This window comes from Kineosporia sp. R_H_3 (assembly GCF_002198675.1).
Classification (GTDB): Bacteria; Actinomycetota; Actinomycetes; order Actinomycetales; family Kineosporiaceae; genus R-H-3.
The window spans coordinates 1-17,486 of sequence record NZ_MWLL01000060.1; the positions used below are offsets into that span (position 1 = coordinate 1).

Annotated in this window: 13 protein-coding genes and 1 pseudogene; 6 read left to right on the forward strand and 8 right to left on the reverse strand. The window is 77.2% G+C overall.

Annotation, left to right across the window (positions count from 1 at the left end; all coding sequences use genetic code 11):
• A pseudogene (locus ECOMGDLI_RS03545) lies at positions 1-546 on the reverse strand (hypothetical protein); the annotation flags it as partial.
• Between the two features lie 330 nt (positions 547-876).
• Here ECOMGDLI_RS03545 and ECOMGDLI_RS03555 point away from each other — a divergent pair.
• Positions 877-5,379 carry an AAA domain-containing protein gene (locus ECOMGDLI_RS03555; RefSeq protein ID WP_088313765.1) on the forward strand — a complete coding sequence of 1,501 codons (4,503 nt, stop codon included), beginning with the start codon at positions 877-879 and terminating at the stop codon, positions 5,377-5,379.
• Between the two features lie 24 nt (positions 5,380-5,403).
• Positions 5,404-5,640 (forward strand): hypothetical protein, encoded by a 237-nt coding sequence (locus tag ECOMGDLI_RS03560; protein ID WP_088313768.1) that lies wholly within the window; start codon positions 5,404-5,406, stop codon positions 5,638-5,640.
• A gap of 73 nt (positions 5,641-5,713) precedes the next feature.
• Here ECOMGDLI_RS03560 and mscL read toward each other — a convergent pair whose 3' ends face one another.
• The 4 genes from mscL to ECOMGDLI_RS03580 form a co-directional block, all read right to left on the reverse strand.
• A complete protein-coding gene (mscL, locus tag ECOMGDLI_RS03565; RefSeq protein ID WP_088313771.1) occupies positions 5,714-6,115 on the reverse strand; it encodes a large conductance mechanosensitive channel protein MscL in 402 nt (133 codons plus the stop codon).
• A 114-nt stretch (positions 6,116-6,229) separates the two neighbouring features.
• Complete coding sequence (locus ECOMGDLI_RS03570) at positions 6,230-6,970, reverse strand: SAF domain-containing protein (RefSeq protein ID WP_088313773.1); 741 nt, start codon at positions 6,968-6,970, stop codon at positions 6,230-6,232.
• Between the two features lie 91 nt (positions 6,971-7,061).
• On the reverse strand, positions 7,062-7,904 hold the full coding sequence (locus tag ECOMGDLI_RS03575; protein ID WP_088313776.1) for an S-methyl-5'-thioadenosine phosphorylase: 843 nt from the start codon (positions 7,902-7,904) through the stop codon (positions 7,062-7,064).
• 102 nt (positions 7,905-8,006) lie between these two features.
• Positions 8,007-8,396, reverse strand: a complete 390-nt coding sequence (locus ECOMGDLI_RS03580; RefSeq protein WP_088313778.1) for an FmdB family zinc ribbon protein — start codon at positions 8,394-8,396, stop codon at positions 8,007-8,009.
• Positions 8,397-8,787: 391 nt separating this feature from the next.
• Here ECOMGDLI_RS03580 and ECOMGDLI_RS36645 point away from each other — a divergent pair, with 391 nt between their 5' ends.
• The 3 genes from ECOMGDLI_RS36645 to ECOMGDLI_RS03595 are packed head-to-tail and all read left to right on the forward strand — an operon-like array spanning position 8,788 to position 10,558.
• On the forward strand, positions 8,788-9,435 hold the full coding sequence (locus ECOMGDLI_RS36645; protein WP_369812709.1) for a TetR-like C-terminal domain-containing protein: 648 nt from the start codon (positions 8,788-8,790) through the stop codon (positions 9,433-9,435).
• Between the two features lies 1 nt (position 9,436).
• Positions 9,437-9,805, forward strand: coding sequence for a DUF2568 domain-containing protein (locus ECOMGDLI_RS03590; RefSeq protein WP_088313783.1), 369 nt, complete (start codon positions 9,437-9,439; stop codon positions 9,803-9,805).
• A 9-nt stretch (positions 9,806-9,814) separates the two neighbouring features.
• Positions 9,815-10,558, forward strand: a complete 744-nt coding sequence (locus ECOMGDLI_RS03595) for a dienelactone hydrolase family protein (RefSeq protein WP_088313788.1) — start codon at positions 9,815-9,817, stop codon at positions 10,556-10,558.
• A 28-nt stretch (positions 10,559-10,586) separates the two neighbouring features.
• Here ECOMGDLI_RS03595 and ECOMGDLI_RS03600 read toward each other — a convergent pair whose 3' ends face one another.
• Positions 10,587-12,116, reverse strand: a complete 1,530-nt coding sequence (locus tag ECOMGDLI_RS03600) for a potassium/proton antiporter (protein WP_198954513.1) — start codon at positions 12,114-12,116, stop codon at positions 10,587-10,589.
• Positions 12,117-12,285: 169 nt separating this feature from the next.
• Between ECOMGDLI_RS03600 and ECOMGDLI_RS03605 the strand changes: the two genes are divergently transcribed.
• Entirely contained in the window at positions 12,286-14,907 is a 2,622-nt protein-coding gene (locus ECOMGDLI_RS03605) for a penicillin acylase family protein (RefSeq protein WP_198954514.1), read from the forward strand.
• Here the strand turns inward: ECOMGDLI_RS03605 and ECOMGDLI_RS03610 are convergent.
• Both ECOMGDLI_RS03610 and ECOMGDLI_RS03615 read right to left on the reverse strand, forming a co-directional pair.
• The gene (locus ECOMGDLI_RS03610) at positions 14,793-16,007 is read right to left on the reverse strand and encodes an alanine racemase (RefSeq protein WP_088313797.1); all 1,215 of its coding nucleotides are present in this window, start codon (positions 16,005-16,007) and stop codon (positions 14,793-14,795) included. The genes ECOMGDLI_RS03605 and ECOMGDLI_RS03610 overlap by 115 nt on opposite strands.
• The gene (locus ECOMGDLI_RS03615; RefSeq protein ID WP_158220883.1) at positions 16,004-17,194 is read right to left on the reverse strand and encodes a peptidoglycan bridge formation glycyltransferase FemA/FemB family protein; all 1,191 of its coding nucleotides are present in this window, start codon (positions 17,192-17,194) and stop codon (positions 16,004-16,006) included. Before ECOMGDLI_RS03615 ends, ECOMGDLI_RS03610 begins: the two co-directional genes overlap by 4 nt.
• Between the last annotated feature and the right edge of the window lie 292 nt (positions 17,195-17,486).

Here is a 17,486-nt window from a genome sequence, read left to right on the forward strand (position 1 = left end):
TCCGGCGGGGCGGGGCACCCCGGCGGTGCGCGGTGCGGCACCCCGCCGGACGACGCGCACGCTGCGGGCGCGGGAGCCGCCGGCGGCGAGGACGGCGGGGTTGGTCGTGCGTGACGTCGGGCCGGACGCCGCCCGCGCGGTGCCGAGCCTGGCCTCGACGAGGCTGCCGGTCGGGACCCCCGCGAGGTCGCCGGCCCGGACCTGGACGCGGCGGTCGCCCGACCGGAGGAAGGCGAGCACCGCGGGGGCCCCTCCGGGGCCGTGCGCGTGCGCGGTGAGGCCGTTGGGCGCCGTGACCCGCCCGCCCGAGCCGTGGGCGTGCTCGACGAGGTCGCTGCCCTCGACCGCGACCCGCTCGACCGTGCCGCGGACGACGGTGCCCGCCGCTGGGGCGGCGTCGGTGCCGAGCGGCCCGGTGGCGCGCGGGGCCGCCCCGCGGCCGGACGCGATCGCGGACGCCCCGGACCCGGCGGCGAGCGTGCCGGCGACCGCGAGCACGGCGACGACGACGTGCCGGCGGCGGGGCCGGCGGAGTCCGGGCTGCATGACGCTCCTCGGGGCGGACGGTGTCGTCGTCCTTCTCGGGGCCCGGGCCGGCGTCCTTGAGCCGAACAGGTGGTCCTCACCCGTCTGCCGTCACCGTCCGTGCCGGTCCCCGCCCGCTGCGCGCCCGCGCTACGCCGTCCGGTACACGCTGTCGTTCACCCGTCCGGCCCAGTCGGACACGCACCCGACCGCCGCACACGCAGCGACACCGTCGATCGACGTCCGGTGATCTCTGCGGCGTGTCCGGTGCGGACATGCGGGCCCAGACCCGTCGCCGACGCGCCGAGGCCGTGCCCCGGCGGACGGCGCGAAGGCGGTTAGCGTGGAGCAGTGGCTGACGGACCGGGGACCCGCGCGACGCTCGACGCGTGGCGGGAGAGTCTTGCCGCGGCGCACCTGCCGGACACCCTCCTCGTGCTCGGCGACGCGGCCGCGGACGCCCTCGACCTCACGAACGCCCACCCCTCGGGGATCGCGGCGCTCCTCGCGGGCCGGCCGACCCGGCTGTCCATGCTCATCCGCGAACCCGAGGCGCACGCCGCGGCCCGCCGCCGGGCCCGGGCGATCCGGGCGACGGCCGGGACGTCGTCCCACGACCGGGGCATGCGCGCCGGCTACCTCGCCGCGGGGATCGCGACGTGGCTGCCCGCGGCCACCCCCGGCGCCATCGTCGACACCGTCGGCCCGGCGACCGAGCCGATCAGCGCGCCCGTGCTCCTGCGCGGCTGCACGCTGCGGCCCTGCGACGCCGGTCACGAGGACTACGACCTCGACCTCGAGGACGCCGCCGTCGTCAACCCGCGCCTCGTGCGCCGGCTCGAGGTCGAGTACGGGATCCGGCTCGACGGCGAGGCCCTCGGGCACCTCGCGTTCGGGCTCGCCGGCTTCGACCCGCGGCCCGTGCACGCCCGGATCGAGGAGCTCTGCGAGCAGGTCCCGCGGTTCTCCATCGACAGCAGGCTCCTCGTCGGGGTGTTCACCTCCGGCTCCGGCGCCCTCATCGCCGACCTCGACGCCGCCGGTCCCGCGATCGACGCGCACCCGGTCGTCGGGCCGATCCTGCGCTCGGAGGACACCGGCACCTCCCGCACGCTGCGCCAGATCAACCCGCGCACGGTCGCCGACGAGGACCCGGAGACGGCCCCCGACGCCGACGCCGGCGTCCTGGACCTGGACGCCGGCCAGCGCAAGGCCGTGACGGCCGCGCTCGCGGGTGAGGACGTCGTCGTCGAGGGCCCGCCCGGCAGCGGCCTCACGCACACCCTCGCCGCCGGGATCGCCGGCCTCGTCGTCCGCGGCGAGCGGGTGCTCGTCGTGACCCCGCACCGGGCCACCGCCGACGCGCTCATCAGCCGGCTGCGCTCGGCCGGCGTCGGGGACTGCGTGCTCGACCTGCACGACGGCGCGGGCGACCGGGCCGCCGTCCTCGCCGGGCTGCGCGGCTCGCTCGACGCCGCGGTGGGCGGCGCGGCCCAGCAGAGCGCCGAGACCGGTGCGGGCGCCCGCGGCGCCACCGACCGGGTGCTCGCGCGCTGGCGGGAGGCGACGTCCACCCTCGCCGAGGCGACCGCCGCGCTCCACGAGGTCCGCGCTCCGTGGGGCGTCAGCGCCTACGACGCGATGGTCGCGCTCGCCGGGCTCATGGCGTCCCCGCACGCGCCGCGGACCCGGGTGCGGCTGACCCGCGAGGTGACCAAGCGGCTCGACGCCGACAGCCGCGAGGCGCTGCGGACCGACCTGCGCGACGTCGCGTCGCTGCGGGCCTTCACCCTGACCCGGGTCGACACCCGCTGGCTCGACGCCCGGGTGCGCTCCGACACCGACGCCGAGAACGCGCTCGCGTCGGCGGTCGCCGCGCGGGACGGCCTCGGCCGGGCCCGCCGCGACATGGCCGCCGTCGCCCAGGCCGCCGGGCTCGCCGCCGCGAAGACCGCGGGGGACTGGCGGCCGCGGCTCGACCTGCTCCTCGGCGTCCGCGACACCCTCGACATGCTCCTGCCGGCCGTCTTCGAGCAGCCGCTCGGAGACCTCATCGCCGCGGTCGGGCCGGACGGCGGCCCGCCGGACGCCGGTCGGCTCGCGCGCCGGTCGCTGCGCCGCCGGGCGAAGAACCTCGTGCGCCCCGGCGTGCACGTCGAGGACCTGCACAGCGCGCTCGTCGCCGCCCAGGAGCAGCGGGTCCGCTGGCTCGAGCTCGCCGACGTCGAGGGCTGGCCGCGGGTGCCGACCGGGCTCACCGACGCCCAGGTCGCCGTCGAGTCCGTCGAGGCGGCGCTCGCCGTCCTCATGCACGCGCTCTCCGGCACCGGCACCCCGGACCTGCTCAAGCTGCCGCTCGACAAGCTCGAGCAGCGGCTCGCCGACCTCGCCGCCGACCCGGACGGCGTCCGCGACCAGCCCCGCCGCACGCTCCTGCTCGACCGGCTCCGCGACGCCGGGCTCGGTGACCTGCTCGCCGACCTGCGGACGCGGCGCTGCGAGGCCGAGGACGTCGACGGCGAGCTCGACCTCGCGTGGTGGACGAGCGTGCTGGAGTCGATCATCCGCGGCGACGAGCGGCTCGCCCGGCACGACGCCCAGAAGATGCGCGACCTCGTCGAGTCGCTCCGCGACCTCGACGGCCGGCTCGTCGCCGCCACCGCCACGAAGGCCGCGACCGCCGTCCAGGGCCGGGTCCGTGCCGCGCTCGACGCGCACCCGGACCAGCTGCGCTGGCTGCAGGTCGAGGTCGTCCGCGGGCAGCGGTCGGCCTGGCCGCACGACCTGTTCCGGCACGGGCCCGACGTCGTCGGGGCGCTGCGCCCGGTCTGGGTCATGAGCCCCGACACCGTGGCCCGCGTGCTGCCCCCGGCGGACGCCGGCAACCCGCTCGTCGACGTCGTCGTCGTCGACGACGCGGGCCAGGTCGGCCTCGCCGAGGCGGTCGCCGCGCTCGCCCGCGGCCGCCGGGTCCTCGTCGCCGGTGACCGGCGCCGGCTCCCGCCCGCGACCGGCGGCGCGTCCGTGCTCGCCGCGCTCGCCGAGCGGCTGCCCGTGCACCGGCTCGACCGCGCGCACCGGGCCCGGGACGCCCGCCTCGTCGCGCCGATGCGCACGAGCTACCCCGAGGGCTGGCGCTGCACGCCGGGTGCCGCCGTCGAGCGGCCGTTCCACCTCGTGCACGTGCCCGACGGGATCGGCGTCCCCGCGCCCGGCGAGGAGTTCGCCGTGAGCTCCCAGCAGGAGGTCCGCCGCGTCGTCGAGCTCGTGGCCGACCACGCCGCGACCCGGCCGGGGCAGTCGCTGCTCGTCGTCACGCTCGGGGCCCGGCACGCCGAGCGGATCGAGGAGGCGCTGCGGCAGGCCGTCACCGAGCTGCCGCACCTCGCGCGCTGGCTCGACGTGCACTGGACCGGGGACATCGACGAGCCGTTCCTCGTGCGGCCCGTGCACCGGATCGCCGGCATCGAGCGGGACGCCGCGATCGTCTCGATCGGCCTGGCCCGGACGCCGCACGGCCGGATCATGCACCGCTTCGGCGTGCTCGACGGCCGGTTCGGCCGGGCCTGCCTGCTCGCGGCGCTGTCCCGCTCGCGCCGGCAGACGACCCTGGTCTGCAGCTTCTCCGCCGACGAGCTGTCGCCCGAGCGGACCCGCACGGACGGCGCCCGGATGCTCCGCGAGGTGCTCGGGTTCGCCGGCCGCTCCGGGATCACCGGCGCCGACCCGACGCGCCCCGGGCTGCTCGGGCTCGAGCGGTCGCCGCGCCCGCCGGACGCCCTCGTCGAGGACCTCTGCTCCCGGCTGAGCGCCGTCGGGATGCCGGTGCTCGGCAACCTGCCCGCGCCGGACTGGCCGCTCGACATCGCCGTCCTCGACGGGCTCGTCCCCGGCCGCGGCCTGCTCGCGGTCGAGGTCGACGGGCCCGCGTACGCCGGCTGCCCGAGCGTGCGGTTCCGCGACCGGCAGCGCCGGCAGGCCTGGGAGCGGGCCGGCTGGGTGCACGTCCGGGTCGCCGCGATGGACCTGTTCTGCGACCCCGACGCCGAGGTCGAGCGGATCCACGACGCGTGGCGCGCCGCGGGCGGGCTGCCCGCCTCGGTCGTGCCCGCGGACGTGCTGCCCGTCGTCGCCGTCCGGGACCCGTTCCCGGACGTCGCGACCGGGCTGCCGCCGTCGGCGTACGGGCCGACCGAGCTCGAGGCCGTCGCCACGTGGGTCGTCTCGGACGGCGTGCAGCGCGCCGACGAGGAGGTCGCCCACTCCGTGCGCGAGGCGCTCGGCATCGTCGAGCGCGGCGGCCGGACGGACCTGCTCGTCGCGGCCGCCGTACGCGCCGTCAACCCGCGGGTGGCCCTGGCGAACGCCGTCACGGAGCCGGTGGAGCCGGTCGACCCGGTGACCGTCGCGCCCGTCGCGGAGGTCGGCACCGGCTGGCCGAGCGTCGACCTCGGGCTCGGGGCGCCGGTCCCGGCGGCTGCGGCGGACGTCGTCGCGGACGTTCCGGCGGCGGATGCTGCGGCGGCCGATGCTGCGGCGGCGGACTCCGGGGCCGTGGACTCCGCGGCCGTGGACGTCGAGGTGGACGCCCCCGAAGCCGTGGCGGCCGCGGAGGAGCCGACCGGGCCCGCGGGCGCAGACACCGGCGACGGCAGCGGCGAGGTCGACGACGAGGTCAGCAGCGAGGCCGAGGGCGAGGTCGGAGGCGAGGCGGCGACCCGGCTCGACGCCGACGCGGCCGCCCCGATGGATCTCGACGAGGTGGCCCGGGCCGCGGACGACGCGGTCGCGCGTGAGGCCGACCGGGTGCGCGACCTCGTGACCGCCGAGGCGGACTCCGGCCGACGCGGCTGACCTGCGACGAGGCACGATGGGGTCATGAACGACCCCGATCAGCACGCCGCCGATCCCGACGAGGTGACCGCCGGGCCGACCGAGCCGGCTGAGCAGCCGGCCGTCGAGCCGGTCGTCGAGCCGGCCGACGCCGAGGCGCTCGTCCGGCTCGTCGTGCCGGTGCGCAGCGTGCCGCGGCGGGTCGACCCGGAGGACTGGTCCCGCTCCGGCGGGGACGACGACGAGCGGTACCAACGCGAACGCCCGCCTCACTGGGAGTGAGACGGGCGTCCCGGGCCTCGCTCTGCGGGGCCGACGTACGGCAGCGTCAGGCCCGCGAGGGCCGGACGCAGCGTCAGGCGTTGTTCTGCGCGCGGAGCAGGTCGCGGATCTCGGTGAGCAGGATGACGTCCTCGGCCGGGGCGGCCGGCTCCTCGACGAGGCCCTTCTTGCGACGCTCCTGGAGCTTGTTCATCGGGACGACGAGGATGAAGTAGACCACCGCCGCGATGATGACGAAGTTGATCGCCGCGGAGATCACGGCGCCGAGGTTGAGGAACGTGGCCTCGTTGCCCTCGTCGCCGAGCTGGACGCCCCAGCCGATCTCGCCGCCGCCGCCGAACGAGGCGACGATCGGGTTGATGACGCTCTCGACGAACTTCGTCACGATGCCGCTGAACGCAGCGCCGATGACGACGGCGACCGCCAGGTCGACGACGTTGCCGCGCATGATGAACTCGCGGAAGCCCTTGATCATGTGTATCTCCTCAGCCGATCCCGGGCGGCGGGGCGCTTGCCCGGTTCGCCCGCACCCTAGCGAGATCCGTTAGCGCTTTCACGAACCGCAGCCGTCACGGGCCGACCTTTTCGATCATGGCGAGACCACCACGACGGTGAGTGACCTCCCGGTCGCTGCGGCGAGCCGGGCCGCGGCCGCCCGGTCGGCGGCGACGACGAGCACGCCTGCGGTGTCCGTGGGGGTCGCACCGGGCGCGGTGCCGACGCCTCCGAGGAGGCCGCCCGTGCCATCGGCCCCGGTATCCGCGGCACCGTCGTCCGGCGGCCCTGCACCGGGCACGGCGAGCACGACGAGGCCCTGCGCGAGCGTCGTCGCGTCGGTCGGTGCGGCGGCCCCCGCCACGACGTCTGCTGGGACGCCCGTCGGCGTGTCGGTCGCCGGGCCGGCGAGGACGTCCACCCGGTCGCCCGGGCGGACGGCGAGGACCGCGGCCGGATCCGCCGTCCGGACCGTGACGACGACCGAGCCCGGCGGCCGGCGGGCCGGACCGGGCCCGACGAGCCGGACGTCGGTGAACGGCTCGCCGCGGCGCACCGGCGCGGCGAGCACCGAGCCCGGGGCCGGAGCGGTGGCGCCGTCGGGGCCGGCCCCGACCGGCACCGGCACGGTCGTGAGGTCGCCCGGCCCGAGCGTGACGCCGGCGGCGAGGTCCCGGGCGGCGACGGTGAGCAGGGTCGTGGCCGGCGGGGGTGGTGCGACGGCCCGGGCCGTCGCCCAGACGGCGACGGCGGTGCAGAGGGCGGCCAGGGGACGGCGGCGCCGGCGCAGGGCACGCCGGACCGCCCGCCCCGTCGGCCGGGGGCGGCGGGTCACGAGGGTCTCCGGGGGAGCAGCAGGGAACGGACGGGGACAGGAACGGGGCCGGGCCGGGTGCGGCCGCGAGCGGCGGGGACGGGCCGAGCGGCTACGGCAGCTCGAAGGGCAGCGGCAGCCCGTCGACCGCCTGCCTGCAGGTGCAGGCGTCGTCCGTGGGGAGGGCTTCGACGACGCCGACGAGCATCGCCTTGAGCCGCTCGACGGAGCGACCGAACACCTCGAACACCTCGGCGTGCGTCACGCCGTCGCCCGTCTCGAAGCCCGCGTCGAGGTCCGTGACGACCGCGATGCTCGTGTAGCAGAGCGCGAGCTCGCGGGCGATGCCCGCCTCCGGGGCACCGGTCATGCCGACCACGTCGGCGCCGGCCGCGGCGTGCCAGCGGGACTCCGCGCGGGTGGAGAACCGGGGCCCGTTGATGACGAGCAGGGTGCCGCCGTCGTGCGCCGGCCACCCGGACGCCACCGACGCGACGAGGGCCGCGGCCCGGCCGCGCGCGCAGTACGGGTCGGCGAAGGCGACGTGGACGACGGTGCCGGGGGCGTCGTACACCGTGTGCTCACGGCCCCAGGTGCGGTCGATGAGCTGGTCCGGCACCACGAGGGAACCGGGGCCGAGGTCCGTGCGCATCGACCCCACCGCACACGGGCCGAGCACCTGCCGGACACCCAGGCTGCGCAGCGCCCAGAGGTTGGCCCGGTAGTTGACCCGGTGCGGCGGGAACCTGTGGTCGCGCCCGTGCCGCGGGACGAAGGCGACGCGGCGCCCGGCGACCTCGCCGACCACCGGCAGGGCGCTCGGCGGCCCGAAGGGCGTCTCGACGGGCACCTCGCGGGCACCGTCGAACCAGGAGTAGAAGCCGGAGCCGCCGATGACCCCGATCTCGGCGACAGCGGCCCCGGTGCCGGCGGGGGTGGTCGGCGTCTGCGTCATGGGCGGGACGTTATCCGGCGGCGCGGACCGGTCGCAGCCGTGCCCCGTGCCCCTGTGGACAGCGGGGCGGACGACCCGCCTGTGGACGGGTCGAGCCGGGCCTCAGGCGGCGGACGTGCTGCCCGACGAGCCGGACGACGACGAACCGGACGACGACGAGCCCGACGACGAGCCCGAGGACGCCGACGAGGCACCCGACGTCGCGGGCGCGGGGGCCGGCGTGCTCGGCTTGGAGTCCGACGAACCCGAGGACGAGTCGGACGAACCGGACGACTCCGACGAGGACGACGTGCTCGGTGACGACGCGCTGCCGCTGCCGCGCGAGTCGGTGCGGTAGAAGCCCGAGCCCTTGAAGACGATGCCGACCGAGTTGAAGAGCTTGCGCAGCTTGCCGGCGCACTCCGGGCACTCGGTGAGTGCGTCGTCCGTGAAGGCCTGCTGCGCCTCGAAGCGGTGGTCGCACGCGGTGCACGCGTAGGCGTACGTCGGCACGTTGCCCTCCTGGAGCGGTGTTCGGCGGTCGTGGGCGCGGGGCCCGGACGACTGGCTCGGTGGTGTCGTGGTCGTTCTTTAGCACTCCAACACGACGAGTGCCAATCCTATGCCACCCGAACGACCCGCGTGGCCCACGGCCCCTCGGGGCGGCGGATTGTTAGCGTTCGGTACGTGCCGACCGCTCTCGACCAGTCCACCGGCCTCGGCGTCCGGCCCGGCGCCGGACCGTCGCCCGCCCTCCTGCCGGCAGGTGCCGCGACCGTCCCGCCCGCCCGGCGCGGCGGCCGGGCGGGCGGGACGGNGCGACGACCGCGGCCGGGCCGGGCTGACGCCGGCCGCGGTCGTCGCCGAGGCGGCCCGGCTCGCCGACGAGTCGCGCGACGCGCGGGTGCCGCTCGCGACCGTCGCCGACCGGCTCGGCGTCCGGCTGCCGAGCCTCTACAAGCACATCGCCGGCGCCGAGGGACTGCGCCGCGGGCTCGCCCGGCTCGCCGCCGAAGGTCTGCGGGCCGCGCTGGACGAGGCGCTGGCGGCCCTGGACGCCGAGGACGCCCGGTACGCCGACGACGCGGCCGACGACGCTGCGGGCGGTGCGGCCGGCGGCGCAGCGGCCCCCGCCCGGAGCCGCCGGCTCACCGCCGTCGCGACCGCCTACCGCGCCTGGGCCGCCGAGCGGCCCGGCCTCTACCTCGCGCTCGCGACCGCCCCGCACCCGGACGACCCGGAGCACGCAGCGGCCGTCGCCGCGGTGACGCAGCGCCTCGTGGAGGTCGTCATGCTCTACGGCGCGAGCGGGGACGACGACGTGCTGGACGGCGTCCGCCTGCTGCGCAGCGCGCTCCACGGCTTCGTCTCGCTCGAGGGCACCGGCGGGCACGGCGTCCCGGACGCGGTCGACCGCACCTTCGCCCGGCTCGTGGCCCTGCTCGACGCCGGCCTCGCGACCCCGGCCCCGCGCCCGGTCCCGCAGCCGGTCCCGCAGCCGGCCCCGCAGCCGGCTCCGCAGGCGGTCCCGCCATCGGCCCTCGAGGGCTGAGGTGCGCATCGTCGCGGCGGCGAACCTCGGGCTCGCGTTCGCGCTCGAGATGGTCGCGCTCGTCGGGCTCGCGCTCTTCGGCTGGCGGCTCGACGCGCCGCTCCCGCTGCGGCTGCTCGTCGCGGCCGCCCTTCCCGCGCTGCTCGTCGTGCTCTGGGGCCGCCTGCTCGCACCGCGGGCGACCCGGCCGCTGCGCGGCGCCGTCCACGTCGCCGTCAAGGCTGCGGTGCTGCTCGCGGCCGCCGCGGCCGTCAGCCTCTCCGGCCTCGGCTGGGGCCTGTGGTTCGGCCTCGTCGTCGTGCTCCATCTCGCGCTCGCGGTGGCGCTGCGCCAGGTGCCGCGGGCTGACAGCACGGCGGACGGGTCCTAACGTGCGTCCATGACGACGCAGCAGGTGGACCTCACCGACCTCGCCGGCCCGACCGGTTCGCGCCGGCTCACCGGGCACCTGGCGCGGCCGGAGGGCGAGGGGCCGTTCCCCGGGGTCGTCGTCGTCCACGAGGCGTTCGGCGTCGACGACGTCATGCTGCGGCACACCGAGCGGGTGGCCGCGATGGGCTACCACGCCCTCATGCCGGACCTGTTCAGCGACGGCGGTGCGGTGCGCTGCCTCGTCTCGACGTTCCGGGCCCTGCGGGCCGGCACCGGCAAGCCGTTCGTCGACGTCGATGCCGCCAAGCGCTTCCTCACGGCCCTGCCCGACAGCACCGGCAAGGTCGGCGTCATCGGCTTCTGCATGGGCGGCGGGTTCTGCCTCGTGCTGGCGGGCAAGGGGTTCGACGCCGTCGCGCCGAACTACGGGCCGGCGTTCGGCAACCTCGAGGCGGCCCTGCAGGGCTCGTGCCCGGTCGTCGCGAGCTACGGGGGCAAGGACAAGGGGCTGCTCGGGGTGCCCCCGGTGATCGAGGAGACGCTGACGGCGCAGGGGATCCCCAACGACGTCAAGGTCTACCCGGACGCCGGGCACTCGTTCCTCAACGACGCCCCGAACGGGCCCCGGCCGCTGCGCCCGCTCATGCGCCTGTCGAACGTCGGCCCGGAGCCGGTGTCGGCCGCCGACGCCTGGGACCGGATCGAGGCGTTCTTCGCCGTCCACCTCAAGGGCGCGGCGCCCGCCGCCTGACCGGCCGGTCAGGTCCCGGCCCGGGCCCTCAGGTGCGCCCGGGCCGCATCGCGTCCGGGCCGAGCCGCCGGTACCAGCCGGCGAGCTTGCCGCCGGCGCTCACCTCGCGCAGCCGGCGCTCCGCGACCGGCCGGGCCGCCGCGGACGCGACGATGATCATCTCGTCGCCGTGCCGAAGCATCGTCCGCGGCGTCGGGACGAACGGTTCGCCGTTGCGCACGACGAGGGTGATGTTGCAGCGCTCGGGCAGCCGCAGCTCGAAGATCTCGACGCCGTGCAGCCGCGACGTCGGCCCGATCCGCATCTGGACGACGTCCGCGTCGAGCGCGCCGAGCGGCGAGGACTCGACGTCGAGGTCGACGATCGTCTCGCCGTCCGACAGCGACAGCCGGCGCGCCACCCACGGCAGCGTCGGGCCCTGGACGAGCGTGAAGACCACGACGAGGACGAAGACGAGGTCGAAGATGCTCGTCGCGTCGACGAGGCCCGCCGTCGCGGGGACGGTCGCGAGGACGACGGGGACGGCGCCGCGCAGCCCCGCCCACGACAGGAAGGCCTGCTCCCGCAGCGGGAAACGGAACCACGACACCGACGCGAGCACCGACAGCGGCCGCGCGACGAGGAGCAGCACGAGGCCGACGACGAGCGCGGCGACGACGTGGTCGGGCAGCCGGAACGGGTCGGCGAGGAGGCCGAGCAGCACGAACAGGCCGATCTGCGCGAGCCAGCCGAGGCCCTCGGCGAACCCGCGGACGGCGGCGCCGTGCGGCAGCCGGACGTTGCCGAGCGCGAGCCCGGCGACGTACGTCGCGAGGAAGCCCGAGCCGTGCAGCGCGTCCGCCGCGCCGTAGGCGAGGACGACGAGGGCGATGACGGCGATCGGGTAGAGGCCGGACGCCGGCAGCGCGACCCGGCGCAGCGCGAGCGCGCCGAGCCGGCCCACCCCGACACCGATGACGACCCCGATCGCGAGCTCTCCGACCGCCTCCAGGACGAGCAGCCACCACGCGTGGGCGGGCTCGTCCGGGTGCGCGGCGATCTCGGTGAGCGCGATGACGGCGATGACGACCGGGGCGTCGTTGAAGCCGGACTCCGCCTCGAGCAGGCCGACGAGGCGCGGCGGCAGCGGCAGCCCGCGCAGGACCGAGAAGACGGCCGCGGCGTCCGTGGAGGAGACGACGGCCCCGACGAGCAGCGCGACCGGCCACTCCAGGCCCAGCAGGTAGTGCGACGCGGTGCCCACGACCGCGATCGACACGACGGTGCCGACGGTGGACAGCACGGCGGCCGGGCCGACGACGTCCTTGATCCGCGACCAGCGGGTGGTGAGACCACCCTCCGCGAGGATGAGCACGAGCGCGGCATAGCCGAGCACCCCGGTGAGCTGCTGGTCGTCGAACTCCAGCCCCAGCCCGCGCTCGCCGATCGCGAGGCCGAAGAAGAGGTAGACCAGGAGCGAGGGCAGCCCGGTCCGGACCGAGAGCCGGACCGCGAAGACCGCGAGGAGCAGGACGAGCGCGCCGCCGAGCAGCACCAGGCCCAGCTCGTCGACCGTCACCGGCGGCTCCCCGGCACCGGCGCACGCCGGGTGCCGGGCCGGTGCAGGGGGGTCATGACGACACCTTATGTGCTGGTGCGGCAGCGGACCGTGGTGGACGACGCGCCCGGGGCCGTGCCGTGGGTCACCGGTCGCAGGAGCGCGGGCGCGGTCCCCTACAGTGCGAGCCGTGTCCCGTCGCCGCCCGTGGCGCCTGGTGCTCATCGGGGTGTGCGCGCTCGTCGTCACCCTGCTGGTCGCCGTCGCCGTCCTCACGACGATCTCGGTCCGTCGTCCGTTGCCCGACACCTCCGGCGACCGGGACGTCTCCGGGCTCGACGGCCGGGTGACGGTGCTCCGCGACGAGCGGGGCGTCCCGTCGCTCTACGCGGACACCGCGCTCGACCTGTTCCGGGCCCAGGGGTACGTGCACGCCCAGGACCGCTTCTTCGAGATGGACTGGCGCCGCCACGTCACCGCGGGCCGGCTCTCCGAGCTCGTCGGCCCGAACGAGGACGCGCTGCTCGCCGACAAGGTCGTCCGGACCCTCGGCTGGCGCCGGGTCGCCGCCGCCGAGCTGGCCCAGGCCGAGCCGTCGACGCGGGCCTACCTCGACGCCTACGCGGAGGGGGTCAACGAGTACGTCTCGACCCGGTCGCCGGCGCAGCTGTCGCTGCAGTACTCGCTGCTCGGGCTCTCGGTCGACCTGCCGCGGATCGAGCCGTGGACCCCGGAGGACTCCGTCGCGTGGTTCAAGGCGATGGCCTGGGACCTGCGCGGCAACTACGACAGCGAGCTCGCGCGGGCCGAGGCCTTCGGTGCCGTGAAGGACGTCGGGCGGGTCGAGCAGCTCTTCCCCGCGTACCCGTACAGCGAGCACGCGCCGATCCTCGCCGCGGCGGACGTCCGCACCGGCACGCCGCCCGCGGCCCGGCCGGGGGCCGCCGACCCGGCCCGGCCCGTGGCGCAGGACGTCACCGCGGCGCTGCGCGGCCCGGACGCCGCCCGGGCCGTCGCGGCGGCCCGGCGGGCCGTGGAGTCGGTGCCCGAGATGCTCGGCGGCACCGACGGCACCGGCTCGAACTCCTGGGTCGTCTCCGGCCGGCTCAGCGCGACCGGCAAACCGTTGCTGGCCAACGACCCGCACCTGTCACCGAGCCTGCCCGGCGTCTGGTACCAGGCCGGCCTGCACTGCCGGGAGGTGAGCGTCCGCTGCCCGTTCGACGTCGCCGGCTTCACGTTCGCGGGCGTGCCGGGCGTCGTCATCGGGCACACCGGGACGATCGCCTGGGGGATGACGAACCTCGGGCCCGACGTCACCGACTTCTACCTCGAGCGCACCCGTGGCGACACCGTCGAGCGCGACGGCGACTACGTGCCGATGACCGTGCGGACCGAGACGATCGCGGTCGCCGGGGCCGACCCGGTGCAGCTCACCGTCCGGTCCACCGAGCACGGCCCGCTCCTCAGCGACGTGCTGCCGTCGGTCGCGGACGCCGGGGCCGCCGCCCCCGCCGGCGGCCCCGGGTACGCCGTCTCGCTCGCCTGGACGGCGCTCACGCCGGGGCACGACATGGACGCCGTCTTCGCCGTCGACACCGCGACCGACTTCGCGTCGTTCCGTCGCGGGGTGCTGCTCATGGACGTCCCCGCGCAGAACTTCGTGTACGCCGACGACCTCGGCGACCACGGCCACATCGGGTACCAGGCGCCCGGCCGGATCCCGCTGCGGGCCAAGGTCCGGACCAGGGGCGCGGACGGCGCCCGGACCGCCCCGACGGACGGCACGTGGCCGCTGCCCGGCTGGGACTCGCGGTACGACTGGCAGGGCTTCGCCGACACCGCCGACCTGCCGTGGACGCTCGACCCCGACGCCGGCTTCGTCGTCGCCGCCAACCAGGCCGTCACGCCGCGGGGCACGGGCGTGCGGTTCACGAGCGACTTCGACTACGGCTGGCGCTCGCAGCGGATCCGCGACCTCGTCTCCGCGCGGACGGCGAGCGGGCGGCTCATGACGACGTCCGACATGGCCTCGATCCAGCTCGACACCCGCAACCCGCTGTGGGAGCGGCTCGAGCCCGTGCTGCTCGCGGCCGACGTCGACGCGTTCACCGCGCAGGGCCGGGCGCTGCTGCACGACTGGGACGGCAGCCAGCCGGTCGGCTCGGCCGCCGCGGCGTACTTCAACGCCGTGTGGGCGAGCCTGCTGGAGCTCACCTTCGACGAGCTGCCCGAGGCGAGCCGGCCGGACGGCGGCGGCCGCTGGATGCAGGTCGTCACCTCGATCCTCGAGCGCCCCCGGGACCCGTGGTGGGACGACCGCTCCACCCCGGGCGTCGTCGAGACCCGGGACGAGATCGTCCTGCGCAGCCTCCAGGAGGCCCGCCTGCGGATGACCCGGGAGCAGGGCAAGGACCCGGCCGGCTGGACCTGGGGCCGCAGCCACACCCTGCGGCTCGCGGCGACGCCGACGGGCGAGGTCTCCGCGACCGCGCCCCTGCACCGGCTGCTCAACCGCGGCCGGATCGAGCTGCCCGGCGGGTCGGCGATCGTCGACGCGCTGGCGTACGACGCGTCGTCCGGCACCTTCGACGTCGTCTCCGCGCCGTCGATGCGGATGGTCGTCGACCTCGCGGACGTCGACCGGTCCCGCTGGGTGAACCAGACCGGCCAGTCCGGCCACCCCGGCAGCGCGCACTACGCCGACCAGCTCGAGGCCTGGGCGGCGGGCCGGACGTACCCCTGGCCGTTCGGCGCCGTCGCCGTCCGGCAGGCGGCCGTCGACACGCTGACGCTGAGGCCGCCGGACTGAGCTCCCTGCGCCGTCACGGCGTCGAACCGTGCCGTCGTCATCCGCACCCGGCACGGCAGCCGCTCGCCGACCCGGGGCACCCGGGCCCCGCGGGGCAGGGCGAGCACGCTGACCTGCATGTGGGGCGTGTCGGCGAAGGCGAGCCGGCGGCCGTCCAGCGTGAACGGCGAGCGCCACAGGCCGACGAGCGCCGCGAGCGCCTCGGCCGCGGCGACCGCCCGGCCGCGCGGCGACGGCGTGGGCGCCCGCAGCCCGACGCCGTGCACCGTGCCGCCGCTGACGAGGATCAGCGTCCGGCTCGCGGTCGGCCTGCGGGAGTAGCCGATCCGGGCGCCGAGCGGCACCCGGCGGACGTCGAGGACGGTGCCGGTGACCGACACCGCACCCGGCGCGCCGAGCCACAGCCGGCTGCCGACCCGCTCCCGGATCCGCAGCTGCGGGGCGGCCCGCACGAGTGCCTGCACCCCCGCCGCGCCGAGATGGCTCACCCAGAGCGTCGTCCCGGGGGCCTGCCGGGCGACGGCCAGGGCGATCGTGCGGGCCGACGCCAGGCCGCCGCGCAGGGGCAGGTGGAGCGCCAGCCCGCGGCACGTCGCCGACCGCCCGGCGCGGTCGTCCCCGAGGGCCCGCAGGCGCTCCAGCGCCGACAGCGCCCGGGCCGCCGGCACGCCCTGCCGGTGCATCCCGGCCTCGACCTCGATGACGAAGGGGTCGAGGGCGTGGCCGGCCGCGAGCGCCCCGAGAGCGGCCTCCAGGGCCGGCCCGGTGGCCACGGTCCGCACGACCCGGTGCCGGACGTCGTCCGCGCCGGACGGCGTCCGCAGGTCGTGGCACGCCTCGAGGACCAGCACGTCGCCCGGGAAGACCGCGGCGACGAGCGCCGCCTCCGCGGGGGTCCCGGCGGCGACGGTGTCGAGGCCGCGGAAGGCGCCCCGGGCCACCGAATCCGCGGCGAGGTCGGCGGTGGCGGCGGCCACGAGGTCGAGCCCCAGGCCGTAGCCGTCGCCCTTGAGGACGGGGACGACCCCGGGCTCCGCCGCGACGGCACGACGCAGGTGCTCGTGCCAGGCGGCGAGGTCGATGCTCGCGGTGAACGTCATCGGGCGGCCCTGCGGCGCTGCTGCTCCCGGACGGCGCGGTAGGCGGCCGACCACCCCGGACGCAGGGCGAGCTCCCACTCGCCGACGTACTCGACGGCGTCCGCGCCGAGCCCGGCCTTGAAGCGCAGCAGCCCGGAGGCGGGGTCGGACGGCCGCAGGCCCGGCTCGACGCCCCGCAGGTCGTAGAGCGACCCGCCCTGCTCGGCGACCCGCAGGGCGATCGACCAGTGCAGGGCGTTGGCGGCGCGCACCTCCCGGTCCCGGGCGGTCGAGGCGCCGTAGAGGTAGCAGACCCGCGGACCGGTCCGCACCGTCAGGGCACCGGCGAGGACGGCGCCCTCGTGCACCGCGACGTCGAGCCGGGCCCGCCCGCCGAGCGCGCCGAGCAGCCGGGTGAGGTAGCCGCGGGGCCGGGGCACGAACCCGTGCCGCCGGGCGGTCTCGGCGTAGAGGTCCTCGAAGACGGCGACGTCGGCCGGCGTCGCCCGGCGCACCTCGACCCCCGCGGCCTGCGCCCGGGCGAGGTTGCGGCGCCACTGCTGGTTCGTCCCGGTGCGCAGGTCGGACGCCGACCGGTCCGCGACGTCGAGGACGGCGACGAGCCATGGCTGACCGTCACCGAGGTCCCGCGGCGCCGCCGTCCAGCCGAGCCGCTCGAGGGCGGCGGTCCACCGGGCGCCCTCCGGGTCGGTCCGCGCGGGCGGCACGGCGTCCAGGTCGGCGGCGCCGGCGGCGATCGCGGCCCGGACCCGGGCCGCGTCCCAGACCCGGTGCCGGACGCGCGGCCCGACCCGGAGCGTGAAGGCGCCCTCGGCGCGGACGTGCCGGGCGAGGGAGGCGAGGACCGCACCGGGGTCGGGCGCGTGCGGCGCGGGCAGCGTCACCGGTCCCTCGGGGACGTAGGCCAGGGTCCGGCGCGGGGCGAGCCGCGCGGGGCCCAGCGGGAGCCGGCGGTGGAGGACGAGCGCGGCGGCGACGAGCCGCCCGCCGTCGTCGGCCCAGCCGAGCCGCTCGGCCTCCCAGCCCGGCTTCACCGTGGCCCACTCCGGGGTCTGCAGCGCCGGGCCGCCGACGAGGTCGACGAACGTGCGCAGCGCGTCGTCGTCGATCGGGATCAGGCGCAGGGCGCCCGCGGCCGCCTGGTGCGGCCGGTGCTGCGTGGACGGTCGTTGGTCGAACCCGGACATGAGGCCCCCCGGCCTGTCGCGACGGACGAGACGCGCCTGCGCCGCGGTGCTGTGCCGGGCGGCTCGATGCCGCATACACGAGCCGGAGCCGAGAAAGGTTGCGCCGCAGTGCGTCCGGAGGCCCGGACGTTGCGCGGCCGCGAGGGCAGGCCTGCCCCGGGCCAGGCCCGGCTGCGCACAACGCGGCCACCGTGTGCCGCGTCCCGCCACCGACGAACGGCGCCGGGGGACCGGCCGGGGACAGAGGCGGTGCGTGATGGGCGGACGGCGCGGGCACGCGGGACGGCGCGGG